The following is a 24,994-nucleotide window of genomic DNA, read 5'->3' as shown; positions in this document are numbered from 1 at the left end:
CTCACTCGACGGTGACGGACTTCGCGAGGTTGCGCGGCTGGTCGACGTCGAGACCCTTGGCGGTGGCGAGGCCCATCGCGAAGATGTGCAGCGGCACGACCGCCAGGAGCGGCTCGAAGAGGGCGCCGGCGAGCGGGATGCGCAGCACCTCGTCGGCGAAGGGCAGCACGGCGGCATCCCCCTCTTCCGCGATGGCGATGACGCGGGCACCGCGGGCACGGATCTCCTGGATGTTCGAGACGACCTTCTTGTGCAGCTCACTCGAGTGGCGCGGCGAGGGCACGATCACGAACACCGCTTGACCGGGCTCGACGAGCGCGATCGGTCCGTGCTTGAGCTCGCCGGCGGCGAAGCCCTCGGCGTGGATGTACGAGATCTCCTTGAGCTTGAGCGCACCCTCGAGCGCGATCGGGTAGCCGACGTGACGGCCGAGGAAGAGCACCGACTGGGTGTCGCCCATCCAACGTGCGAACTGCTCGATGTGCTCCTGCTCGGTCTCGAGCACGCGGCTGATCTTCGCGGGGATGGCCTCGAGCTGCTCGGCGGCCTCGCGGGAGGTCTCGGCGTCGAGCGCGCCGCGGACGCGGCCGACGTGCAGCGCCAGCAGGTACAGCGCCGTGATCTGCGCGACGAAGGCCTTCGTGGATGCGACGGCGACCTCGGGACCCGCGTGGGTGTAGACGATCGCGTCGGACTCGCGTGGGATCGTGGCGCCCTGCGTGTTGCAGATGGACAGCGTCTTCGCGCCCTTCTCGCGGGCGTACTTGACGGCCATGAGCGTGTCCATCGTCTCGCCCGACTGCGAGATCGAGACGACCAGGGTCTCGGGCCCGATCACCGGGTCGCGGTAGCGGAACTCGTGGGCGAGCTCGACATCGACCGGCACGCGCGTCCACTGTTCGAGCGCGTACTTGCCGACCATGCCCGCATAGGCGGCGGTGCCGCAGGCGATGACGACGACACGGTTGATGCCGACGAACAGCTCATCGAGCCCCTCGAGCTCGGGGATCGTGACGGCGCCGTCGTGCAGGCGGCCTCGGAGGGTGTTCGCGACGGCCTCGGGCTCCTCCGAGACCTCCTTGGCCATGAAGGACGACCAGCCGCCCTTCTCCGCTGCGGAGGCGTCCCAGACGACCTCGAACGGCTCGACCTCGACGGCCGCGCCGGCGAAGTCGGTGACCTCGACGCCGCTCGGGGTGATGGCGACGATCTGGTCCTGGCCGATCGCGAGCGCGTTGCGGGTGTGCTCGACGAACGCGGCGACGTCGGACCCGAGGAAGTTCTCGCCCTCACCCAGGCCGATCACGAGCGGCGAGTTGCGGCGAGCGCCGACGACGAGGCCCGGCTGGTCCTCATGCATGGCGAGGAGCGTGAAGGCACCCTCGAGGCGGGCCGCGACGGCACGGAAGGCCGCGACGAGGTCTCCGGATGCCGCGAACTCGCGCCCGAGCAGGACGGCGGCCACCTCGGTGTCGGTCTCGCTGCGGAAGGTGAAGCCGTCGGCGAGCAGCTCGTCCTTCAGCTCGGCGAAGTTCTCGATGATGCCGTTGTGGATGACGGCGAGCTTGTCATCGTCGGCCAGGTGCGGGTGCGCGTTGGCGTCGGTCGGACCGCCGTGGGTGGCCCACCGGGTGTGCCCGATGCCGGTCGTGCCGTCGTTCATCGGGTGCGCGCCGAGGTCGTCGCGCAACACCTGCAGCTTGCCGGCGCGCTTGCGCATGTCGAGGTCGCCGTCACCGTCGATGACGGCGATCCCGGCGGAGTCGTACCCGCGGTACTCGAGACGGGCGAGGCCCGAGAGGAGGATGGCCTGGCTGTCGCGAGGCCCCACGTATCCGACGATTCCACACATGGGGACAATGCTAGGTGCGCCCGGCTGGGACTCCGCCCGCCCACCTGCGCCGGGCGCGTCGCGCGCGTCGGAGCGATCGCCACGACTGGCGCAGCGGGCGCCGGTTTGGTATCCATGACGGCAACGCGGTCCCCCCGCCGCGTCCCCCACCGTACGGAGCTCCCCCATGCCTCGCATCGCCTCGCGGCGAGCGATCGCGGCCACCGCTGCGCTCGCGCTCGCCTTGACACTCGCCCCCACGCTGCCCATCGCGCCGACGAGCTCGGCCTCGGCCGCGGTCTCGACCTCCTGCACCGGGGCGACCCAGTCCGCCGTGCAGAAGCGCATTTTGTCGGCGGTGAACACCGCGCGCAAGAACGCCGGCAAGAAGCCGATGACCCTGAGCACGAACATGTCGCGCGTCGCGATCGCATGGTCGGGCAAGCAGGCCGCCGCGAACCGGATGAGCCACAACCCGAACTACGCGCAGCAGATCCCCCCGGGGTGGGTGCGTGCCGCCGAGAACGTCGCCTTCGGCTACACGCCGGCGAAGGTGACGCCCGCCTGGCTGAAGTCGCCGGGGCACCGCGCGAACATCCTCGGCAAGTACAACCGCATCGGGATCGGTGTCGCGTGCTCGTCGAAGGGCCTCCCCTTCTATACGCAGGTCTTCGGGGCCTATCCCTCGCGCTGAGTCCCGCTAGACTCGGCGCCCATCGCCGCAGCGTCGCGTCCGCTTCCGCAGCATCCCCACCGGGGAGGGACCGATGCACGACGAGTCGACGACACCCGCACCACCGCGGCCCGCACCGCCCGGCATCCCGCAGCGCCCCGCCCCACGGGGGATGCCGCAGCGCCCTCCGCTGCCGTCCGGCGCGATCGGGCGGCGCCGCCGGGTCGCGCCCGGCGCGCTGCTCGGCGGGTACGTCGCCGTGCTCGTCGCTATCGCGCTGTGGCCGACCCCAGTGGATGCCGAGGTCGCCCCGCTCATCGACGCGCTCTCGCGGCGCCTTCCCGTCATCACCCGTCAGCGGGTGGAGTTCGCGGCGAACGTGCTCCTCTTCGTGCCCTTCGGGCTGCTGCTGCCCTCGGTGCTGCGAGGTGCGCGCGACCTCGTGCTGCCTGTCGCGCTCGTCGCGACCGTGACGATCGAGTGCGCACAGGCGGCGTTCCTCGACGCGCGCGTGCCGAGCGTGCTCGATGTCATCGCGAACCTGACCGGTGCCGCTGTCGGGATGCTGGTGGTCGCCGCGTTCCGGCGTCGACGCTGAGGCGCGTCAGAGCTTGCGCAGCAGCACCGTCTCGACGGTGTGGTCGGCGGCCTTGCGGAGCACGAGCTTGGCCCGGTGGCGCGTCGGCTCGACGTTCTCGCGGAGGTTCGGCAGGTTGATGTCGTTCCAGTAGCCGAGGGCTCGCTCGACGGCTTCCTCGTCGGAGATGTCGGCGAAGACTTTGAAGAACGAGTTCGGGTTGGAGAACGCGGCCTCGCGGAGCGCGAGGAACCGGTGCACGTACCACTGGGCGATGTGGTCGACCTCGGCGTCGACGTAGATCGAGAAGTCGAACAGCTCGCTGACCGCGATGTCGTGCGGGTTCGGCGCCGAGGCGAGGACGTTGAGCCCCTCGACGATGATCACGTCGGGGCGCCGGACGGTGACCTGGGCGTCGGGGATGATGTCGTACCGCATGTGCGAGTAGTACGGCGCACGCACCTCGGGGGCGCCGGACTTCACGTTCACGAGGAACTCGACGAGCGCGCGCCGGTCGTAGGACTCGGGGAAGCCCTTCCGGTCCATGATGCCCCGCCGCTCGAGCTCGGCGTTGGGGTACAGGAACCCGTCGGTGGTGACGAGCTCCACCCTCGGCGTGCCCGGCCAGCGGCTCATCAGCTCGCGCAGCAGTCGCGCGACGGTCGACTTGCCCACCGCGACCGAACCGGCGACGGCCACGATGAACGGCGTCGTCGCATCCGCCTCGCCGACGAACTCGGCGGTGTCGGCGCCCAGGCGTTTGGTCGCCGAGGCGTACAGCGAGAGCAGCCGGCTCAGCGGCAGGTACACCTCGCGCACCTCGGTGATGTCGAGGCGGTCGCCGATGCCGCGCAGCTGCACGACCTCGGTCTCGGTGAGCGGCTGCTCCATGCCGGCGGCGGTCCGCGCCCACTCGTCGCGGGCGATCTCGCGGTACAGCGAGTCGACCGTCGTCAGCGTCTCTTCGGGGGACATTGCGCCAACTGTAGCCGTGCGCGCGCTCGGCCTCGCGCACACGCGGGCGCGCGCGTGCCGTACCCTGAACACCGAGTGTTCATCCGCGGCCGTTCTGCCGCTCTCGACGGGGGTTTTCCGATGCTGCGACGTGTGCTCGCGGTCGTGTCCGCAGTGGTGCTCGCGGCGTCGCTCGGCGTGGTCGGAACGGCGGCGCCCGCAGAGGCGGCATCGCCCGGTTGGCTGCGCACGTCGGGAGCGAAGATCGTGGATGCCTCGACCGGCAAGACCTTCACGGTCAAGGCGACGTCGTGGTTCGGGATGGAGACCGACACGTGCTCGCCGCACGGCCTGTGGTCGATCACGCTCGATCAGGGCCTGGCGCAGATCGCCGGGATGGGGTTCAACACCATCCGCCTGCCGTTCTCGAACGAGTGCCTGCGGCAGAAGTCGGCGGGCTCGATCAACGCAGCACTGAACCCGAAGCTCGCCGGCGCCTCGCCGATGAAGGTGATGGATGCCGTCATCGCCGGCGCGAAAAAGTACAAGCTGCGCGTGATCCTCGACCGGCACCGCCCGGGCTCCGACGCGCAGTCCGAGCTGTGGTACACGGCGAAGTACTCCGAGTCGCGCTGGATCTCCGACTGGAAGATGCTCGCGAAGCGCTACAAGGCCAACCCCACGGTCGTCGGCTTCGACCTGCACAACGAGCCGCGCGGCAACGCGTGCTGGGGCTGCGGTGTCCGCGCGCGCGACTGGCAGGCCGCGGCGACGCGTGCGGGCAACGCGATCCACACGGTGAATCCGCGTCTGCTGATGATCGTCGAGGGCGTGCAGTACGGCCCGGACGGCAGCTCGACGTGGTGGGGCGGCAACCTCCGCGGCGTGGCGAAGAAGCCCGTGAAGCTGAAGGTCAAGAACCGCGTCGTGTACTCGCCGCACGAGTACCCGTCGTCGGTGTACGACCAGGCGTGGTTCCACACGAAGGACTACCCGAACAATCTCGGGCGCATCTGGGAGAAGAACTGGGGCTTCATCGTCTCGAAGAAGATCGCCCCAGTGTTCGTCGGCGAGTTCGGCACCAAGCTGCAGAGCTCGTCCGACAAGCAGTGGCTCGCGAAGCTGACGCGCTACATGAAGGCGAAGGGCATCAGCTGGAGCTACTGGTCGTTCAACCCGAACAGCGGTGACACCGGTGGGCTCCTGAAGGACGACTGGTTCACGCGGGAGAAGACCAAGCTGACGGCGCTGAAGTCCATCCTGACGCCGAAGAAGGTGCCGTACCCCGCGGCCCCTGCGCCCGCGCCGGCACCACAGCCCTCCCCGCAGCCCTCCTCTCCGGGCAGCACGCCCGATCCTTCGGTCGGTGCGACGTCGAGCGCGTCCTCGAACGGGGTGTCGGCGACGATGTCGATCCCGAGCGCGTGGGACGGCAAGTACCAGGTCGCGCTCGCCCTCACCGCGTCATCCGGGCCGGCGGTCCGCGGCTGGACCGCGTCGTGGGCGTCGCCGGGCGCGACGACGATCGACAACGCGTGGGGCATGTCCTGCAGCGTCACCGGCTCGGGCTCGGCGAGCGCGCGCGTCGTCTGCAAGGGCACCGAGTGGGGCGTCGCGAATCTGACACCCGGGTCCCGTGTGGACGTCGGCGTCATCCTCAACGCACCGAAGGCCCCGGCGCCGCCGAAACTGGCGCTGTCCGTGACGCGCTAGCCTCGCATCGTGCGCCTCGGAGTCCTCGACATCGGCTCGAACACCGTCCATCTGCTGGTCGCCGATGTCCGCCCCGGCGGTCGTCCGCTCGCCGCGACGAGCAACCGCACCGTGCTGCGACTCATGCGGTACCTCGAACCCGACGGCTCGATCAGCGAGACCGGCGTGCAGGCGCTGGTCGACGCCGTGACCGAGGCGCGCGAGGTCGCCCGACGTGAGAACGTCGTCGAGCTGCTCGCGACGGCGACGAGCGCGGTCCGCGAAGCAGCGAACGGCGCCGACGTCATCGCAAGGATCGAGGCGGCGCTCGGGCAGGACCTGCAGGTGCTCGGCGGCGAGTCCGAGGCCCGGTTCACGTTCCTCGCGGTGCGCCGCTGGTTCGGCTGGTCGGCCGGGCAGATCCTCCTCTTCGACATCGGCGGCGGCTCGCTCGAGCTCGCCGCGGGCCGCGACGAGCTGCCCGAGGTCGCGGCATCCGTCCCCCTCGGCGCCGGTCGGATGACGGTCGAATTCCTGCACGACGACCCGCCCGGCGAAGAGGCCGTCGAGCGGCTGCGCGAGCATGCGAAGGCGACGCTGGGGCCGGTCGCGGCACAGATGCGCTCGCAGCCGAAGCCCGAGCACGTGGTGGGGTCGTCGAAGGCGATCCGCTCGCTCGCGAAGCTCGTCGGGTACCCCGCGCCGGGGTGGGCGGGCAGCGAGCGCATGGTACTGCCGCGCGGCGCGCTCGGGTCGTGGATCCCGCGCCTGGCGCGCATCCCGGCATCCGCTCGACAGGAACTGCCGGGCATCACGGCCGACCGCACGTTCCAGATCGTGGCGGGCGCCGTCGTGCTGCACACCGCGATGACCGTGCTCGAGGTCGAGGAGCTCGAGGTGTCGCCGTGGGCGCTCCGCGAAGGCGTGCTGCTGCGCTACATCGAGTCGCTCAGCTGGAACGCGCCCGCCGTCTGAGTCGCCTGACGGCTACGGCGTGACCATCCCGCCGTTGACGTTCAGGGTCTCGCCCGAGACGTAGCTCGACTCTGCCGATGCGAGGAAGACGAAGGCCGGGGCGATCTCGGCCGGCTGACCGGCGCGCTTGTACTCGTTCTCCTCGTCGAACGCCTGCATCTGCTCGTCCGAGACGCCGTCGCTCACCTGCAGCGCCGACCACACCGGTCCGGGTGCGACGACGTTGACCCGGATGCCGCGGGGCGCCAGCTGCTGTGCGAGGCCCTTGGACAGGTTGTTGATCGCGGCCTTGGTGGCTGCGTAGTCGAGCCGGTCGGGTGCGGGCTTGTAGGCCTCGAGCGAAGCGGTGTTGATGATGGATGCCCCTTCGGGCATGTGCGCGAGGGCCGCCTTGATGATCCAGAACGGTGCGAAGAGGTTCGTCTCGAACGTGGTGCGAAACTGCTCGTCCGAGAGGTCCTCGACGCGCTCGACGGCGACCTGCTTGCCGGCGTTGTTCACGAGGATGTCGATGCCGCCGAGGAACTCCGCCGCCTCGGCGACGAGCTCGCGGCAGCGAGCGGGGTCCGTGATGTCGGCCGCGATCGCCGAGCCGCGGACGCCGGCATCCGCGATGACCTCGAGCACGTGGTCGACGTCCTCCTGCTCGTCGGGCAGGTACACGATGACGACGTCGGCCCCTTCGCGCGCGAATGCGATCGCGGCGGCTGCGCCGATGCCGGAGTCGCCGCCGGTGACGAGCGCCTTGCGCCCCCGCAGCCGGTCGGAACCCCGGTAGGTCGCCTCGCCGAGGTCGGGCACCGGCGTCATCCGCGCCTGCACGCCGGGCTCGGGCTGGTGCTGCACGGGCGGCTCGACGCGGGCGTAGCGGGTGACGGGGTTGTCGAACGTGTACTGGTCGGTCGTCATGCCGGTCACGGTAGGCGGGGGCGCGGCATCCGATCACCCCCTTGCCAAAACACGCGACCGCCGCGCAGGGCGAACCCGCGGGGCGCCGGATGATCGCAGGTGTCGGTGCCGTGCGCAAGCGACGGCGGTCGTGAAGGCCGGTTCCTAGAGTGAGCGGGTGTCGAGCGCTGATCTCACCACCACCGAATGCACGGTCTTCTTCCTGCCCGGACTGGGGCTGGATGCCGGTGCTGCCACGCCCATCGCAGATGCGGCCGACCCGCGACTCCGTGTCGTCGGCGTCGACCTGCTGAGCGCCGGTCGCGCCGCGTCGGTCGACGACCTCGCGGACATCGCGCTCGAGCAGATCATCGCGCAGGCCGACGGCGGGCCGTTCCTCGTCTGCGGGCACAGCCTCGGCGGCAAGGTCGCGGGCCGCGTGATGGCGCGGATCCTCTCGGGCACCGAGACGGTGTTCGGGCTGGCGGGCGCGGTGCTGCTCGCCCCCTCTCCCCCGTCGCCCGAGCCGATACCCGACGAGAAGCGCGCGACCATGCTCGAGGCCGCCGCCGGCGAGCACCTCTCCGACGAGGATGCCGCGACCTTCCTCGACGACAACCTCGGCGTGACGCTCGACCCGGCGCTGCGCGAGCAGGCGATGACCGCGATCCGCCGGCAACCGGCATCCGCGTGGCGCGACTGGCTCACCTCGGGCAGCCTCGAGGACGCGACCCGGCTCGTGGGCGTTCTCGACCTGCCCGTCGTCGTGATGTCGAGCGACAACGACGAGAACCTCGGAGCGCATGTGCAGCCCGAGCTGCTCGCCGACGTCTACCCGCGCGCGGTCTTCGAGCGGCTGCCCGATGTCGGACACCTGCTGCCGTACGAGGCTCCCGAGCGCGTGGCCGCGCAGCTCGCGCTGCTGTGGGACCACGTCCGCTCGTCGGCGCCGCAGGTGCCGTCGGCGTGGGGGCACGTCCTGGCCTCGACGCGCGTCGACCCGCAGGTGCGACGCGTGCTGGCGCAGCGGGCGCTGGCCGACGACACGCAGCGCGCGCCCCGCGCCCTCACCTCGGGGCAGCTCGACACGCTGCGTCACCTCGCTGCGCGCCTCGTCCCGCAGGGCGACGGACCCGCCATCGACCTCGCGCTCCGCGTCGACACGATGCTCGCCGACGGCGGCACCGACGGGTGGCGGCCCGCGGGCCTGCCGGCCGACCCCATCGCGTACGGCCTCGCGCTCGACGCCGTCGCGGCGCAGTGGCCGAGCGATGTCGACGCGCAGAACCGGCTCATCGTGCAGCTGATGACCGACGGCATCCACGCCGACGGGATGGCGGCCACCGGCATCCGCTCCTGGTTCGAGGATGCACGCAACGACCTGCTGCGCGCGTGGCTCGCCCACCCGGCGTCGCTGGCGCGCATCGGCTACGACGGGTTCGCCGTCGGAGGCACGGAAGCTGAGCCGGCCGGCTGGACGAGCATCGCCGCTGGCACCCGCGAGGAGTGGGAACCGGCCGAGCTCGGCCGAGTGGAGGCGACCCGATGACCCTGGGACGGATGCGGACGTTCACCGATGACGAGGTCGTCGACGTCGTCGTGGTCGGCACGGGTGCCGGCGGCGCTCCCCTGCTCGCGCGGCTGGCGCAGGCGGGCCTGAAGGTCGTCGCCCTCGAGGCGGGGCCCGACTTCGAGATGCGGGAGTTCACCCCCGATGAACTCGAGTCGACGAAGATCAACTGGATGTCGGAGCGCCTGAGCGGCGGCGGCGACCCCACCGCCTTCGGTCCGAACAACAGCGGCTTCGGCGTCGGCGGCAGCACGCTGCACTGGGGCGCCTTCACGCCGCGCCCCGACGCGCGCGACCTCCGGCTGCGGAGCGACACCGGCGAGGGCCGCGACTGGCCGGTCGACCACGCGGAGCTCATCCGCTACATCGTCGAGGTCGAGGCGGACATCGGCGTGAGCGGTCCCGAGCACTATCCGCGGGACCCGTCGCGCCGGTATCTGTATCCGCCGGTGCGCCGGAACGGCTCGTCCGACGCGATGATCCGCGGGTGCGATGCCCTCGGCATCACCGCGACCGACGGCCCCGCCGCGATCCTCACCCGCGACCGCGATCAGCCGCACTACGGGCGGCGCCGCGCGACGCTCGACAACGGCGACATCCATCAGGGCGACCGCTTCGGCGCGAAGGCGACGACGGCGATCACGTACATCCCGGCCGCGGTGGCCGCCGGCGCCGAGGTGCGGCCGGACTCGTTCGTCCACGGCATCGAGCGGGATGCCGCGGGTCGCGTCACCGGCGTCGTCTATCGCCGCGGGGGCGTCGATCACCGGCAGCGGTGCGCGCAGCTCGTGCTCGCGGCGGGCGGCGTCGAGACGCCGCGACTGCTGCTGCACACCGGCGTCGCCAATGCGAACGGACAGGTCGGGCGCGGCTTCATGGCGCACGGCGGCGTGCAGGTGTGGGGCACGTTCGACGAGCCGATCCGCGGGTACCGCGGCTACCCGTCGTCGATCATCTCCGAGGACTTCGTCCGCCCGGGCGACGCCGACTTCGTCGGCGGCTACCTGCTGCAGAGCCTCGGCGTGATGCCGCTGAACTTCGGCACCCAGCTCGTGCGCGGCGCGGGTCTGTGGGGCGATGACCTGATGTCGGCCGTCGACGAGTACCCGTTCAGCGCCGGCGTCGGCATGAACGGCGAGTGCCTGCCGTCCGACGCGAACAGACTCACGCTGAGCGACGAACTCGCCGAGGACGGGATGCCGCGGGCCGAGGTGACCTTCACGCAGGGCGAGAACGAGGCCGCGATCAACCGGCACGGCGTCGCGGTCATGGAGCGCATCCTCCGCGCCGCCGGCGCACGCAGCACCCGCGTGATGCAGCGCTCGTGCCACACGCTCGGCACGGCCCGGATGAGCGACGACCCGGACGACGGGGTCGTCGACGCATCCGGCCGCTCGCACGAGGTCGAGAACCTCTGGATCTGCGACAACTCGACCTTCCCGAGCGCGCTGAGCGCGAACCCGGCGCTGACGCAGATGGCGCTCGCGCTGCGGACCGCGGACCGGATGCTCGCCGGGCGCTGAACGCGGAACGGCCCCGGCATCGCATGGATGCCGGGGCCGCCTCCTGCGGATCAGCGCACGACGGCCTTCGTGGCCCTCGAGGTCACGGCGACAGTCGCGTGTCCGCTCTTCTTCCCGGTCACCTTGACGGTGATCTTCTTGCCGCGGAGCGACCCCGGGATCTTGTAGGACGCCTTCGTCGCTTTCGCGATCGCCTTGCCGTTCGCGTACCACTGGTACGAGAACGCGGTCTTCGACGTCCACGCCCCCGGCTTGGCGGCGAGGGTGCGACCGACCTTGGCGGTGCCGCTGATCGTCGGTGTCGCCGACTTCAGCACCTTCGCGGTGGCCTTCGACGTCTTCGCCGCGGTGGCGTAGGACGGTGACGACCCCGTCACGCGGACCGAGACGGCCTTGCCCGCGGCCGATGCCGGGATCACGAAGGTGGTCTTCGTGGCGCCCTTCACCGCCTTGCCCGCCACGAGCCACTGGTAACCGAGCTTCGCGCCCTTCGTCCACGCGCCGGGCTTCGCGGTGAGCGCGGACCCGATCTTCACCGTGCCCGAGATCGTCGGGGTGGGCGCGGTGAGCACGCGCGGCGGCACCGCGCCCGTGGACGCCGAGCTCTGCTGCGCGGTGTCGTATCCGGCCAACGAGCCCGTCACGGTGACGGCGAGCGCCTTGCCGACGGCGGACGCCGGGACGACGAGGGTCTGCCCGGTGCCGGCGGAGACGCCGTCGATCCGCCAGTCGTACGACAGCTGCGTGCCGGGCGTCCAGTCCCCGGGCTGCGCCGTCACGGTGGCGCCGACCTTCACCGCTCCCGAGATGGTCGGTCGCCCGATCGTCAGCGTCTGGTTCGGCACGGTGCCGGTGGCGCCGGACGTCCGCGTCTCGGAGTTGTGACCGCCGAGCGACCCGGTGACCGTGACGGTGATCGTCTTGCCCACCGCGGATGCCGGGACCACGAGGGTCTGATTCGCCCCCGCATCCGCCCCACCGATCGACCACCGGTACGCGAACTGCGTCCCCGGTGTCCAGCTCCCCGGCTGCGCGGTGAGGGTCGAACCGACCTTCACCTCGCCGGAGATCGACGGCGTCCCCGCCGCGAGCCCCTGGTTGGGAACGACGGCCGTTGCGCCGGAGGTGCGCGATTCGCTGGTGAATCCTGCCTGCGACCCCGTCACCGTGACGGTGATGGTCTTGCCCACCGCGGATGCCGGGACCACGAGGGTCTGATTCGCCCCCGCATCCGCCCCACCGATCGACCACCGGTACGCGAACTGCGTCCCCGGCGTCCAACTCCCCGGCTGCGCCGTGAGGGTCGACCCCACCTTGACCTCGCCGGAGATCGACGGCGTCCCCGCCGCGAGCCCCTGGTTCGGAACGACGGCCGTTGCGCCGGAGGTGCGCGATTCGCTCGTGAATCCTGCCTGCGACCCCGTCACCGTGACGGTGATCGTCTTGCCCACCGCGGATGCCGGGACCACGAGGGTCTGGTTCGCCCCCGCATCCGCCCCACCGATCGACCACCGGTACGCGAACTGCGTCCCCGGCGTCCAACTCCCCGGCACCGCAGTCAACGTCGAACCGACCTTCACCTCGCCGGAGATCGACGGCGTCCCCGCCGCGAGTCCCTGGTTCGGAACGACGGCCGTTGCGCCGGAGGTGCGCGATTCGCTGGTGAACCCTGCCTGCGACCCCGTCACCGTGACGGTGATCGTCTTGCCCACCGCGGATGCCGGGACCACGAGGGTCTGGTTCGCCCCCGCATCCGCCCCACCGATCGACCACCGGTACGCGAACTGCGTCCCCGGCGTCCAACTTCCCGGCTGCGCCGTGAGGGTCGAGCCGACCCTGACCTCGCCGGAGATCGACGGCGTCCCCGCCGCGAGCGGTTGGCTCGGCACCGTTGCGGTGGCGCCGGACGTGCGCGAGTCCGTCTGGTAGCCGCCGAGCGACCCCGTCACCGTGACGGTGATGGTCTTGCCCACCGCGGATGCCGGGACCACGAACGTCGAGGACGTCGCACCGGCCATGATCTCACCACCGACCGACCACTGGTAGGAGAGCGTCGACCCGGTCGTCCACGTGCCGGTCGCTGCCGACAGCGTGCTGCCGACCTTCGCCTCGCCCGAGATGGTCGGCGTCGCGGCATCGAGCACGCCGGGGGTCACGGTCACGACGTTGCTCCAGCGCGTGCTCGAGCCCGAGACCGCGTCGGTCCCGATGACGCGCGCGCTGATCTGCGAGCCCGCGTGCTGCGGACGCAGCGCGAGCTCCAAGCCCGTCTCGCCGGGCAGGGGTGATTCGTCGGCGAACCACTGGATGTCGAGAGTGACTCCGGTCCACCAGCCACCAGGATCGACCGCGAGCACGCTTCCGACCTGACCCGAACCGGAGAGCACCGGCTGTTCGACCTCCACGTCGCCGAGGGCGGCGTCGAAGCCCGTCAAGGTGCCACCTGCAGCCACGTCGAACTTCGTCGCCGTCGTCTGGTCCGGCTTGTTCTTCCACCACTCCCATAGCGAGGACTGCCCGGCCTCACCTGCGAAGGACAGCGTGTACGTGCCGGCCCGAAGGCCCCGGACCGAATACTCGCCGTTGTCGGCAACGTCTGACCACCCGGCGGGCTCCCACTCCCCGCCCTCGAGGCGGTACGCGCTGACGGACAGCCAGTCCATCGCGCCCGACGGGTGTGTGACGGTGCCCTTGATCGTCGCGCCGGCCTCGAGCTGCGCGTCGACGCCCGTGACGCTTCGTCCGTCCACGATGGTCACCGCGGTCGCCGCGCGCCGGGATGCGGCATCCCGCCACCACTCGTCCGCGGCATTTCCGCCGAAGGTGGAGAAGCGAACGAGGTACGAGCCGTTGGGCAGACCCTTCACGGCGTAGGAGCCATCCCTGTCGGCGGACGCGCTGGCCAACACCGACCAGCCCTCGTCGTCCCGGGCCCAGACCTCGACATCGACGTCGGCGCCGCCGCCGCCGGCCGGGACACTCACGGTTCCCGAGATCGTCGCGCCCTGTCGCAGCGTCGCGTCGATGTCGTCCACATGCCCGCCCGCGGGCACATCGACCGTTGTCGCGGTGTCGCGCGACAACGCGCCCTTCCACCACTCGGGGATGAACCCCTGGTGCTGGCCACGGAAAGCCACGGTGTAGCCGTCCGCGGGGAGACCCAAGATCTGCCACACCCCGTCTTCGTCCGTGGATGCCCATCCGTACGCGAAGTCCCGCTCACCCCAGACATCGACGGAGACGTCGGCAACACCTTTTCCGGCCCTGTCCGTCACGCGTCCACTCAGCCGCGCACCCGGCGCCAGTCGCAGGTCGATGCCGGATCGCTCAGCTCGATCGGAGAGGTCGATGACCTTGGGCTCGCCTCCGGGCTGATCGCCGGTCCACGGCGCATCGATGAAGTTGACGACGGAGTCGGTGTACGCATGGACTGTGTACGCGCCATCGGCGATGCCGCGCAGGGTGTAACGCCCGTCTTCGTCCGTGCGCGTCGAGCGCGGCCAGGACGCGCCGCTGTTCGACGTGGACTGCAGGCTGATGCGGACGCCGGCGATGGGCGCTCCGTCGGTGCTCGTCACACGGCCCGACACGATGTTGCCCGCGGCGAGCGCGACGTCGATGCCGTCGACGTCAGTGCTCGCCTTCAGCTGAATCGGCGTTGCCTCGGCTTCGGTCGACGCGTTGTCCCACCACCGCTCGATGAGGTTGGCGCCTGAGGGCGCCTCCACCTGGACGCGATACTCGCCGCCCTCGAGGCCCGAGATGCGCCAGCGACCAGCATCGTCGGTGGTGACGCCGTGCCCGTGCTGCGAGGGACCCACGTTGAACCATGTGGTCACGGTCGCATCTTCGACGGGCTGTCCGGCCTCGTCGCGGACGATGCCGCTGAGCGACGCGGATCGGACGAGCGGCGCGTCCACCCCCGTGACCACTTCGCCGGCGGCGACGTCGATGATCGCTGCGCTCTGCTGCGAGTCTCCGCCCCACCAGGCGTCGAAGTAGTCGCCGGCTGAGAAGCTGACCTTGTACCGGCCGGGCGGAAGGAGCGACACCGAGTACTCGCCGTCCTTGCCCGTCGTCTCCGATCCGACGCCGCTCCACTCCTCGTCGTCCCATTCGCTCACGCGGACGTGGACGCCTTCGACTGGCCGACCATCGTGCGTCACGGTGCCCGAGATCGTCGCTCCGCGGTCGAGCGAGAAATCAGCGACGCCGGTGCCCTTCGCCGTCAGGGTGATCCGATCGGAGACCTCGAATCGAGTCTTCCCGCTCCACCATTGCGTTACCAGGTCGCCGTCCCAGGGACCGCTCGCCTGGACGGCGTACCGTCCCGCCGGCAATCCGGTGATGTCGTAGGCGCCCGACTCATCGGTCGATCCCCACCGCACGAATTCGTGCCCACCGTCGTCGAGCGGCACGACGACCCAGACCGAGGCACCCTCGACGCGCGCCCCGCGGTCATCGGTGACGACGCCCTGCAGCTGCGCAGCGTGCGCGAGCCGGACGCTCAGCCCGGCCCTGGATGCCCCGGCCGCGAGCATGAACGCCTCGGCGCCCTGCTCTGTGGCGCTGCCTCCCCACCACTGGAACGCCAAGGCGCGGTCTGAGGGCGTCGTCCTCAGCGTGTACTCGCCCGCCTCCAGCTGCGGGAACGAGAAGGCACCAGCCGAATCCGTCGGCCGCTCATTCACCATTCTGAATTCGGTCCAGCCGTCCTGTCGTTCCACCTGGTACAGCTCGACCGACGCGTCGACCGCTTCGCCGTCCGGCCCGACAACGGTTCCCGAGATCGAGGCCGCGCCCTCCGCGGCTGATGCCGCCTGCGGCACCATGACGAGCCCGGCCAGAGCCACGATCCACGCCACCACGACGGCGACGGCGCGCACGACGGCGCCCTTCTTTGCACGCATCACGCGTAACCCCCTGCAGGCGCCCCCGCGCCGATAGATCCCCCGTGAGCCCACCCCAGGGCCCCTCGGGCTCAGCATGGCAGAAGCGGCATGCACCCACCAACTCGGCCCGTCGCGAAGAATTAACACACCCCTGCGACGCGCGACCCCATCCGCCTGCACGCCTCCGCTAGCGTGAGCGGCAGGTTCTCGGCAACGGCGCCGGCTGGGAGGGGCCTCGGCGCGGATGCGTCGCTGTTGCTGGAGGAATCGATGTTCGCACGCGCGTCTCACCGCCGCTCACGCAAGCGCTCGGCACCCAAGCCGCCGGGCGTGCGCTGGTGGGCATACGTCATCCTCATCGCCGTCGCCGTCGTGGCGGCAGGGCTGGTCGTCGCGGCGATGCTCGAGTTCTGACCCGCTGAGCGCCGCGCGTCCTCAGCCGGCCTGCGAGTGCCCGGGCGCCCGGCGTCCCCACCACGCGCGGCGCGGCAGCCGTGCGATGGGCGCGACGTCGGGCTGTGTCTCCCGGAGCGGAACGGGAACCTCGAGCACGACGGACTCGGCCCGCTGGAAGATGCGGGCGCCGATGCCGAGCACGCTGATGCCGCGGGTCTCGGTGCCGAGGACCGGCGCTCGGTCGAGCGTGCCGGTCGACCACGTCCGCACGAGCAGCGCGTCGGCCTCGACGCCGATCGACAGCCAGACGGCCTTGGCCTCGGAGTGCTTCACCGCGTTGACGAAGCCCTCGTTCACGACGGTCGCGACGTTGCGCGAGAGTTCGGGGTCGACGAGGGCGTCGGCCGCGGCGGGGCTTATCTCGCTCGAGACCTCGAGCACGGCACTCCACGTCGCGACGAGCTCGGAGAGGTCCTCGTGCGCGGACTGCACCAGGTGCTCGAGGCTCGCGGCATCCGTCTCGGCGATGAAGGCGATGATGCCGTCGAACGCCGCGTCGGTGTCTCGACGGAACGTTTCGACGTCCTTCTCCGTCAGCTCCCATTCGTCGGCCGCGGCGGCGAGCAGGACGCAGCGTCCCTGCACGCGTCCGTGCAGCACGTGCGCGGCATTGCGCAACGGGCGCCGCGCGCGTGCGGTCTTCGCGGTCAGCGTCCGGGCGACGAGGGCGAGCACCGCCTCGAGCCGCTGCGCGCTGACGGCCGCCCGGGCGATCGCGTCGGTGCAGGCGGCGAGCGCGATCGCCACGATCGGCACCGACACGAGCGGCACGAACCGCGATGGGTCGTCCGACGCGACGAGGGCGTCGGCGAGGACGGTCATGAGGATGCCTGCCGCCACCCACGCCGCGACGATGACCGCGCCGCGCCTTGCGGCGCTGCGCCCGCGCGCGAGCAGCCGCGTCGCGAGATCGGCGGCGAGGGTGATCGGCACGCCGACGGCGACGGCCCAGAGCGCGGTGGTCAGCCCGCCGACGCCGTGCGCGTAGGGAACCGCGCCGGCCATGAACACGAGCCCCACGAGCAGATACGGCGGCGGGCGCAGCATTGCGAGCACCGAGCGGCGGGCGGCGGTATCCGGCCCCGACTCGGTCTGCACCGCGGCGACGCGCAGGTCGAACTTGGAGCGCTCCTCGAGGCGGTGGCTGGCCGAGCGGACCGTCTCGGAGTAGTCGCGGACCGCGGCGAAGTCGATCGTGCCTGCGAGCATCGCCTCACGCTGCTCGCGCAGGTCGGCGATGAGGCACGCGAGGGTGTCGCGGTTCTCGCCCTCGTAGCGGGCGAGGCGCTGCTGGCCGGCGGTGAGCGTGGCGATCGCGTCGGCGAGGCGTCCGCGAGTGCCGCGCGTGAGCGCGATCGATCGAACCGTGATGGCGATGATCGACAGGCCCGCGATCCAGACGACCAGGTTCGAGCTGATGCGTGCGGGCAGACCGACGAAGTCCGGGGCGACACCGAAGAGCGCGACGAAGAAGCCTTCGTTGACGAAGGGACGGGCGATCGCTGCGATCGCCACCGCCCCGATGACGAGCGCGCCACGGGCGGTGCGGTTCCGCATCCGGCGTTCCGCGATCGCGACCGGCACGAGTGCCGACGCGAGCACCGCCCAGCCGAGCAACCCGACGGTGAGGACCCAGACGTGGTCGCCCGCGTCCGCGAAGTGCTGGAACGGCGCCATGACGGTGACAGCGATGAGCAGGCTGATCCACAGTGAGGCGCGCGTGAAGAAGGCACCACTGGTCACGGCGTCCCACCAGACGTGGACGCCGAGCCGTGTTCGTCGACCTGCGACGAGTGCTGAACCTCGCCGGGACATACCTTTTCTCCCCAGAACGGGCTGCTGCAGCCCGAGCCGAGTCTAGCGGGGAGTCCGCGGCCGTTCGCGGGCGTGACGCGCCCGCACACGCGACACGCCCCGGGCCCGTTGCGGGGCCCGGGGCGTGGTGGTGGGTCGGCTTACTTGAAGGCGTCCTTCACGTTCTCGCCGGCCTGCTTGAGGTTCGCTGCGCTCTGGTCCTTGTGGCCCTCGGCTTCGAGGCGCTCGTCACCGGTCGCCTTGCCGGTGTGCTCCTTGCCCTTGCCGAGCAGGTCCTGAGCGGCGTTCTTGATCTTGTCGTCGAGTCCCATGGTCTGGTCCTTCCGTCGATCTCTCCGGAAGCGGCGCGTTCCGGATGCCTCCACGCTACGAACGCGAGCCCGTTTCAGGGAGCCTCTGGCGCTTTCGCCCCGGATGGGTTACGCCGTAAGCTCGCGCTCTCCCGAACCCTCCCAGCCGGGCACACCAACGCCAGCGTTCATGCCCGACTCAACCCACCCTCACGCCGCGGCCCCCGCACACACCCGCCCACGCGGCGCCCGCGCGCACCCGCCCCCGGCGTACCCGCCCCCTGCCCCGCGCCCTCACGCCGCAGGCGCCACCCGCCAGCCCACCCGATCGGGCGGCGGATCCCACAACCACCGGAGCGGCGACTTCGACCGCAACGGCACCGGCGGCGCGCCGCCCGTCGCCGCCCCGCCCGCCGCCCCGTCACCACGCCCACCGTCACCCCCGGGCGGTGCGTGCAAGAAGAACCCGGACGTCGCCGTCCCGCGGATCGACCATCCGCCGTTATGCAGGGTCAGGTGATGGAACCGGCACAGCAGCACCCCGACGTCGCAGTCGGTCTCGCCGCCCTCCGCCCACGGCACGGTGTGGTGCGCCTCGCAGTGCGACGGCGGCCGCTCGCACCCGGGCCAGAGGCATCCGCCGTCCCGCACGGCGAGCGCGAGCCGCTGCCGACGCGAGAACAGGCGTTCGTCACGGCCCACCGCGAGCGGGTTGCCGCATCCGTCGACGGTGACCTCGACCCGACCGGCCACGCACTGCGCGCGATCGATGACCGACCCCGGCACTGCCGTGCCGCCGTCCTCCACGGCACCGGTCGCACCGAGCCGGCCGAGCAGGTCGCGCCCGCCACCCGCGGTCACCACGACCCGAACACCCGGTTCGCGCGCTCCGAAGACATCTTTCGCGTCGGCGAGCGCGCCGGCCCGCACCAGATCCACGAGCAGGTCGTACGACAACTGTTCGTTCGTCCGCTGATCGTCCACCAGCGCCGCAGCGTCCGCCCGCTCGGCGTCCGTCATGAACCGGGGTCCGCCCCGGCGCGGCCGCAGGGCCGCGTCGAGCACCGCCCGCATCCACGGCGCCATCTCGTCGTCGAAGGTGATCGACCCCCGCTGCTGCCCGTCGGCATCCGCCCACAGCCGGAACGACCTCCGCTCGAACCTGCGCGCGAACCGGTCCTCTGCTCCGGCGGGATCCAGCATGTCGCGCAGAGTCCGCGCCTGCGCGGTGAGCTGCTCCACGGACCAGTCGGATGCCTCGCGCACAAGCCGCTCGGCCGCCGCACCCCACGCGTCCGCCACCGCTGCCGCAGGCGGCTCACCCAACCCGCCCATAATGGCGTGGGCCTGCGCCGACGTCACCCGCCCCGCGAGCAGCGCGGCGTCCACCGCCGCATGCCACACCGCGACCACCGGCCCCCGCTCGACGCCGTCGAGCAGCGACTCCCCCACCCGCACGGCGCGCGTCGCCTCAGCCCGCGAGACACCCGTCGTCGCCTGAATCAGCTCGACCGGCGTGCGGTGCCCGGTCGCCGCCGAGAGCCCCTCGGCCCCGCGCTCGCGACCCGAGCGGCGCGCGGCCACCCCGGCGAGCGCGGTCTGCAGCAGCCCGACGTCGCGGGCCAGCGCGCCGACGTCGGCGATCAGATCGCGCACCGCGGCATCCGACAACGACAGCAGCGACCCCGGCAGCTCAGCCCGAGCGACATCGAGCTCGGCGACGGCGCCCAACGCCGCCATCCGGTCTCGAAGGTCGCTCGAAAAGGTCATGCTCCAGCATCCCACCCTCCTCCGACATTCGAACAAAGATTCGCACCCCTGTGGACAAGTGCTTGTCAACCACCCCGAGCCCGACTCCACCCCGACCTATCGTGGCGGGGTGGGAGAAACAGTCGAGTCGCAGGAGTTCACCGGGGCCGATCGCACCCGCCATCGCGAGAAGATCCGCCGCAACCTCGATGTCTTCGAGCGGATGCTGGGCGAAGCCCGCTTCGACACCGACGACCCGATGACAGGGCTCGAGCTCGAGCTGAACCTCGTCGACGAGGTCGGCGACCCGGCGATGCGCAACGAGCAGGTGCTGCGGGCGATCGCGGACCCGGCGTTCGTGAGTGAGCTCGGCCGCTTCAACGTCGAGATCAACGTCCCGCCCGCACGGCTCTGCAGCGGCGGCCTGACGACGTTCGAGGCCGACCTCAGGCAGCGACTCAACGACGCGGAGGCGCGCTCGAACCCCCTCGGTGCGCACCTGATGATGATCGGCATCCTCCCCACCCTCGCCGACCGGCACCTCAGCCGCTCCGCGATCAGCGCGGACCCGCGCTACGACCTGCTGAATCAGCAGGTGCTCGATGCCCGCGGCGAGGACATCGCCATCTCGATCGCCGGACGCGAGCGCCTCGAGACCACGGCCGACTCGATCGTTCCCGAGGCGGCGTGCACGAGCGCGCAGTTCCACGTGCAGACCTCCCCCGCGCAGTTCGCGCAGTACTGGAACGCATCGCAGGCGATCGCGGGCGTGCAGCTCGCGCTCGGGGCGAACTCGCCGTACCTGCTCGGCCGCGAGCTGTGGCGCGAGAGCCGCATCCCCCTGTTCGAGCAGGCCACCGACACGCGTAGTGAGGAACTGAAGGCGCAGGGCGTGCGCCCCCGCGTCTGGTTCGGCGAGCGGTGGATCACGTCGGTGTTCGACCTCTTCGAGGAGAACGTGCGGTACTTCCCGGCGCTGCTGCCGATCGTCGACGATGAGGACCCGCTCGCCGTGCTCGACGACGGCGGCGTGCCGTCGCTGGCCGAGCTGAAGCTGCACAACGGCACCGTCTACCGGTGGAACCGTCCGGTGTACGACATCGCCGACGGCGTCCCGCACCTGCGGGTCGAGAACCGCGTGCTCGCGGCCGGTCCGACAGTGGCCGACACCGTCGCGAACGCGGCGTTGTACTTCGGCCTCGTGCGGGCGCTGGCAGACAGCGAGCGCCCGATCTGGTCGCAGATGTCGTTCGCGACCGCGCGTGAGAACTTCCAGTCGGGCGCGCGTCTCGGCATCGACGCGCGGTTGTCGTGGCCGGGCGAGGGCCAGGTGCCGGCGACCGACCTGACGCTGCGGACCTTGCTCCCCCTCGCACACGAGGGTCTCGAGGCATGGGGCGTGTCCGCTGACGAGCGCGACCGCTACCTCGGGATCATCGAGCAGCGCTGCGTGACGAAGACGAACGGCGCCGAGTGGTTCGCCCGCAAGATGCGCGCGCGCAGCGAGATGGAGCGGTACGACGCGCTCCGGGCGACCCTGCTCGAGTACCGCGAGGCGATGCATACGAACGAGCCGGTGCACACCTGGGCCTAGCCCGGTCCGAGCCGCCAGCACGAAGCGCCGCCGCAGGCAACCCAGTCACCGCGAAAGCGACCGTCCCTAGCCTGGATGCATGGCTGCCACCACGCGCGACGCCGGGATCGACGTCGTTCGCTCGATCGGGATCGTGGCGATCGTCGTCGGCCATGTGTGGATCGACGAGCCGGTGCACGTATGGCTGTATTCGTGGCACGTGCCGGTGTTCTTCTTCCTGTCGGGCTATCTGGTCTCACGGCGGCGGAGCGTCCTCGATGAGGCACGCACGCGCTGGCGCAGCCTCGGCCGCCCGTACGTCTTCTGGTTCGCGGTGATCGCCGTGATCTACGTCCCCTACACGCTGACGACCGGCCCGAGCGTCGAGAATCTGCTCGGCCCGGTGTACGGCGGCGTCTTCGCGCACAAGCCGTTCACCGCCTTCTGGTTCGTGTTCACGCTCTTCGCCGTGGCGGTGCTGTGGCGCGTGCTGCAGAGCGCACCGCGCTGGGTGCTCGCGGCATCCCTCGTCGTAGCGCTCGCGGCGTCGATTCTCGCGGGCGAGTTCCTGGCGTCGACTCCCCTGGCGATCGGATCGGCGGTGCCCGCGCTGCTCTTCGTCGCAGCCGGTGGCGCCGCACGCCGCATCGAGCCCCGGCTGTCGCCGAGGTGGCGCGCCGCCATCGGGGCGGCGCTGCTGCTCGTCGCAGCGGCGATGGTCGCGACCGGCGCGGTCCCACCGCTCGACATCAAGCAGGGCGACTGGGGGATGCCGGTGCTCACCGCCCTGAACGCGACCGCGATCTCGTGGGGCCTGGTCCTGCTCGCGCGCGCCGTCGACTGGGGCCGCGCCGGCGCGGTCCTCACCGGCTTCGCCCGGATCGGCTTCGTCGTGATCCTGACACATGGCGCGATCCTGTGGGCGCTGTTCCTCATCGAGGGCTTCGACAAGTGGGCGGCATTGGTGATCGCGCTGGTGGGGTCGACGGTGATCGGGCTCGTGGTGGCGCGGACGCCGGCGGCGGAATGGGCGACGGGGATGCCAGGTGCCGCCGTGCGGTCGCACCCAATCCGATTCGGTTGATGCTCCGCACGATCCAGGGGCAAGCCCTGGCGCGGCGGCCGCCTGCCGTTGTATGCGTGGCGGCGGCGCCCCTGGTACACCAGGCCAGTCACGGGGGCGCCGCCGAGCGGGAACGTACGCAGCCTCGCGTGCCCCGGGATCCCCCTTGCCACGACGCATCTCACCCGCCACCATTGACGGCTGCTCGGTGAACCGGTCCCGATACGCCGGCATCCCCGTCCGCATCGCCGCATCTGCGGCCGCGCGAGTCTCGGCTCGTCGTTGCGGACCCTGCACCTTTTCAGGCCGGCGGTAATCCCCCTGGCAGCGTCCCGGGCGGGGTCTACGGTCCGGACAAGGCAGCACCCACCCCAACCCGCACGTCAGACGTTCTGATGTGATCGGCGGTCCTGCTCGAGGGCGGTCTCTGTTCCGCCCCTACTTCAAGGAGATCCAGCATGTCCAACCCCAACCAGGGCGCAGCCCACCACACGTCGAACGTCACTCGCCGCATCGCCACGGAGACGAAGTCCGCGTTCAAGGCGACAGAGTTCTACGCCTGGCTCGTCGTATCGATCGCCATTCTCATCGCCGCAGCCGTCACCGACAACGGCGAGGACGGCCAGGGCTTCGGCGCTGACCACGCGTGGCAGTATGTCGCGATCGTGACAGCCGCATACATCGTCAGCCGAGGAATCGCGAAGGCCGGCACCCGCGGGCACGAAGACAAGGACGCGTGACCCCGCCAGCTCCCACGCGCTGAGTGCCGAGAACGAGCACAGCGCCCCGTCGACCTCGTGTGAGGCGACGGGGCGGTTCTCTGTGCCCCGTGGCCCGAGTGAGCGCCATACGTCGGCGGGTGAAAGGCATGGGCGACGGTGCTGAGCGCCGAGCCGCCCCGGACCGCGGAGCGGCGCCCCCGTCCGCTCAGGAACGGGAGCACCGCAGGTCGGGCACCGCTCAGCGGTTCTGGTACGCCTGGGCCGCGGCCGCCGCGTCGGCGGCGAACGATCCCTGGGTGACCGCGGTCGCTCCCCCGTCGACCGGCAGCACGGCTCCCACCACGAACTCCGACAGGTCGCTCGCGAGGAAGGTCGCGACCTTCGCGATGTCGTCGGGTGTGCCGGTGCGGCCGATCGGCTGCGACCCGGCGAGGCGCTCGGCGAGGAAGTCGGCGAACTGCTCGGCCTCGTCCATTTGCACACCGAAGCTGCGCGCCATGATCGGGGTCATGATGATGCCCGGGGCGATGGCATTCGAACGGATGCCGAGGGGAGCCAATTCAGCGACCGACTGCCGCACGACGCCGACGACGGCGTGCTTCGCGATGGTGTAGCCGGCTGCCGACCATCCACCCTGCAGCGCCGCGGCGCTGGCGGTGCTGATGATGGATCCGCCGGTCCCCTGCGCCTGGAACTGGCGGGCGGCGTACTTGTGACCGAGGACGACGCTCCGGGTCAGCAGCGCGAGCGTCTTGTCGAAGCCATCGCTCCCGATCTCGAGGATGGGAGACGGGTCGCCCTGCGCGCCGGCGTTGTTGTAGATGACGTCGAGCTTTCCGAATGCGTCGACGGTCTTCGCGACGAGGGCTTCGATGTCGGCTTCGTCGGTGACGTCGGTGTGGACGTAGATCGCGGCGTCGCCGAGCTCGTCAGCGAGCTGAGCGCCGGCGGCATCCTGAATATCGGCGATGGCGACCTTCGCGCCCTCCGCGACGTAGCGCTCGACGGTCGCGCGGCCGATGCCGCTCGTGCCGCCGGTGACGATCGTGACCTTGCCTTCGAGCAGTCCTGCCATGGTGTTTCCCTTCGTCGTGGCCCGTCTTCGTGGTGACATTCGCCCGCCGAGCCCTGCGGGACGCTGTGGGTGCTACCGAGAGCGCAGCAGGTCGCCGCTGAAGGCGTCGATGAGGCTGATGAAGGCCGCCTCGGCATCGGCGCCGGCGGTGACCATCTGCTCGAGAGCGATGCGGGTCGCGCTGGCGACGGCGGCGGATGCGGCGCGTGCACGCGGCGACTCCGCGTCGAGGCCCAGGCGTGCGCTGAGGATCGGCGTGAGCGCACGCTCACCGTCGTGGACCTTGCGCAGGAACAGCGACCACATCTCCGCATCGGCGAAGACGAGCGGAAAGAGGCGGCGTGTGCGATCGGCGTTGTCGCCGCCGAGCATCGCACGCCACCCGTCCTGCAGCACGTCCCGGATGTCCGCATCTTGGTCGGCGCTCTCCACCGCGGCGTCGAAGGCGGCGGTGGTCCAGTCGAACACCGGCCCGATCGACTCTGCTTTGATCGCGAAGTACCGGTAGAAGCTGCGCTGCGAGATGCCGATCTCGCTCGAGATCTCGGCGATCGTGAGGTCGGTGGTGTTGCGACGGATGTACAACTCGCAGCAGGCTTCGGCGGCGCGCAGTCGGGCGGGCTTGACAGCTGCAAGGGGGTGCACGCTTCCGACGCTACGCCCCGATGGCAGAAAC

At 71.0% G+C, this 24,994-nt stretch carries 19 protein-coding genes; 10 read left to right on the top strand and 9 right to left on the bottom strand.

The genetic code is table 11. The annotated features are described in order from the left end of the window. Position 1 precedes the first annotated feature (1 nt). On the bottom strand, positions 2-1,852 hold the full coding sequence (gene glmS / locus KZX17_RS06970) for a glutamine--fructose-6-phosphate transaminase (isomerizing) (RefSeq protein ID WP_248169944.1): 1,851 nt from the start codon (positions 1,850-1,852) through the stop codon (positions 2-4). Between the two features lie 166 nt (positions 1,853-2,018). Between glmS and KZX17_RS06965 the strand changes: the two genes are divergently transcribed. Further along, entirely contained in the window at positions 2,019-2,525 is a 507-nt protein-coding gene (locus KZX17_RS06965) for a CAP domain-containing protein (RefSeq protein ID WP_248169945.1), read from the top strand. Between the two features lie 73 nt (positions 2,526-2,598). Continuing rightward, entirely contained in the window at positions 2,599-3,102 is a 504-nt protein-coding gene (locus tag KZX17_RS06960; RefSeq protein WP_248169946.1) for a VanZ family protein, read from the top strand. Between the two features lie 6 nt (positions 3,103-3,108). Here KZX17_RS06960 and coaA read toward each other — a convergent pair whose 3' ends face one another. Next, complete coding sequence (coaA, locus tag KZX17_RS06955; RefSeq protein ID WP_248169947.1) at positions 3,109-4,056, bottom strand: type I pantothenate kinase; 948 nt, start codon at positions 4,054-4,056, stop codon at positions 3,109-3,111. A 120-nt stretch (positions 4,057-4,176) separates the two neighbouring features. Between coaA and KZX17_RS06950 the strand changes: the two genes are divergently transcribed. Both KZX17_RS06950 and KZX17_RS06945 read left to right on the top strand, forming a co-directional pair. Then, on the top strand, positions 4,177-5,748 hold the full coding sequence (locus tag KZX17_RS06950; protein WP_248169948.1) for a cellulase family glycosylhydrolase: 1,572 nt from the start codon (positions 4,177-4,179) through the stop codon (positions 5,746-5,748). Positions 5,749-5,757: 9 nt separating this feature from the next. Next, complete coding sequence (locus KZX17_RS06945) at positions 5,758-6,702, top strand: Ppx/GppA phosphatase family protein (RefSeq protein ID WP_248169949.1); 945 nt, start codon at positions 5,758-5,760, stop codon at positions 6,700-6,702. A 12-nt stretch (positions 6,703-6,714) separates the two neighbouring features. Here the strand turns inward: KZX17_RS06945 and KZX17_RS06940 are convergent, their stop codons facing one another. Further along, complete coding sequence (locus KZX17_RS06940; protein WP_248169950.1) at positions 6,715-7,611, bottom strand: SDR family oxidoreductase; 897 nt, start codon at positions 7,609-7,611, stop codon at positions 6,715-6,717. A gap of 157 nt (positions 7,612-7,768) precedes the next feature. Between KZX17_RS06940 and KZX17_RS06935 the strand changes: the two genes are divergently transcribed. Next, positions 7,769-9,139, top strand: coding sequence for an alpha/beta fold hydrolase (locus KZX17_RS06935; RefSeq protein ID WP_248169951.1), 1,371 nt, complete (start codon positions 7,769-7,771; stop codon positions 9,137-9,139). After that, a complete protein-coding gene (locus KZX17_RS06930) occupies positions 9,136-10,683 on the top strand; it encodes a GMC family oxidoreductase (RefSeq protein ID WP_248169952.1) in 1,548 nt (515 codons plus the stop codon). Before KZX17_RS06935 ends, KZX17_RS06930 begins: the two co-directional genes overlap by 4 nt. A 50-nt stretch (positions 10,684-10,733) precedes the next feature. On the opposite strand, the gene KZX17_RS06925 is transcribed toward KZX17_RS06930, so the two are convergent. Beyond that, positions 10,734-15,593: a carboxypeptidase regulatory-like domain-containing protein gene (locus tag KZX17_RS06925; protein ID WP_248169953.1), complete on the bottom strand. Its 4,860-nt coding sequence runs from the start codon at positions 15,591-15,593 to the stop codon at positions 10,734-10,736. A 252-nt stretch (positions 15,594-15,845) separates the two neighbouring features. Between KZX17_RS06925 and KZX17_RS06920 the strand changes: the two genes are divergently transcribed. Beyond that, entirely contained in the window at positions 15,846-15,989 is a 144-nt protein-coding gene (locus KZX17_RS06920; RefSeq protein ID WP_248169954.1) for a hypothetical protein, read from the top strand. A 21-nt stretch (positions 15,990-16,010) separates the two neighbouring features. On the opposite strand, the gene KZX17_RS06915 is transcribed toward KZX17_RS06920, so the two are convergent. From KZX17_RS06915 to KZX17_RS06905, 3 genes are all read right to left on the bottom strand, one after another. After that, on the bottom strand, positions 16,011-17,774 hold the full coding sequence (locus tag KZX17_RS06915; protein WP_248169955.1) for a hypothetical protein: 1,764 nt from the start codon (positions 17,772-17,774) through the stop codon (positions 16,011-16,013). A 212-nt stretch (positions 17,775-17,986) separates the two neighbouring features. Beyond that, entirely contained in the window at positions 17,987-18,157 is a 171-nt protein-coding gene (locus tag KZX17_RS06910; RefSeq protein WP_248169956.1) for a CsbD family protein, read from the bottom strand. Between the two features lie 273 nt (positions 18,158-18,430). Continuing rightward, positions 18,431-19,906 (bottom strand): HNH endonuclease signature motif containing protein, encoded by a 1,476-nt coding sequence (locus KZX17_RS06905; protein WP_248169957.1) that lies wholly within the window; start codon positions 19,904-19,906, stop codon positions 18,431-18,433. A gap of 109 nt (positions 19,907-20,015) precedes the next feature. Between KZX17_RS06905 and KZX17_RS06900 the strand changes: the two genes are divergently transcribed. The 3 genes from KZX17_RS06900 (at position 20,016) to KZX17_RS06890 (ending at position 23,261) form a co-directional block, all read left to right on the top strand. Beyond that, a complete protein-coding gene (locus tag KZX17_RS06900; RefSeq protein WP_248169958.1) occupies positions 20,016-21,479 on the top strand; it encodes a glutamate--cysteine ligase in 1,464 nt (487 codons plus the stop codon). A gap of 79 nt (positions 21,480-21,558) precedes the next feature. After that, positions 21,559-22,542: an acyltransferase family protein gene (locus tag KZX17_RS06895; RefSeq protein ID WP_248169959.1), complete on the top strand. Its 984-nt coding sequence runs from the start codon at positions 21,559-21,561 to the stop codon at positions 22,540-22,542. 437 nt (positions 22,543-22,979) lie between these two features. Beyond that, entirely contained in the window at positions 22,980-23,261 is a 282-nt protein-coding gene (locus KZX17_RS06890) for a hypothetical protein (protein ID WP_248169960.1), read from the top strand. A gap of 220 nt (positions 23,262-23,481) precedes the next feature. On the opposite strand, the gene KZX17_RS06885 is transcribed toward KZX17_RS06890, so the two are convergent. Next, a complete protein-coding gene (locus tag KZX17_RS06885; RefSeq protein WP_248169961.1) occupies positions 23,482-24,318 on the bottom strand; it encodes an SDR family NAD(P)-dependent oxidoreductase in 837 nt (278 codons plus the stop codon). Positions 24,319-24,390: 72 nt separating this feature from the next. Further along, positions 24,391-24,963, bottom strand: a complete 573-nt coding sequence (locus KZX17_RS06880; RefSeq protein ID WP_248169962.1) for a TetR family transcriptional regulator — start codon at positions 24,961-24,963, stop codon at positions 24,391-24,393. Between the last annotated feature and the right edge of the window lie 31 nt (positions 24,964-24,994).

The organism is Microbacterium sp. EYE_78 (assembly GCF_023149035.1).
In the GTDB taxonomy this organism is placed as follows: domain Bacteria; phylum Actinomycetota; class Actinomycetes; order Actinomycetales; family Microbacteriaceae; genus Microbacterium.
The sequence above is the reverse complement of the archived record's forward strand: the minus strand, read 5'-3'. Positions and strand labels throughout refer to the sequence as shown.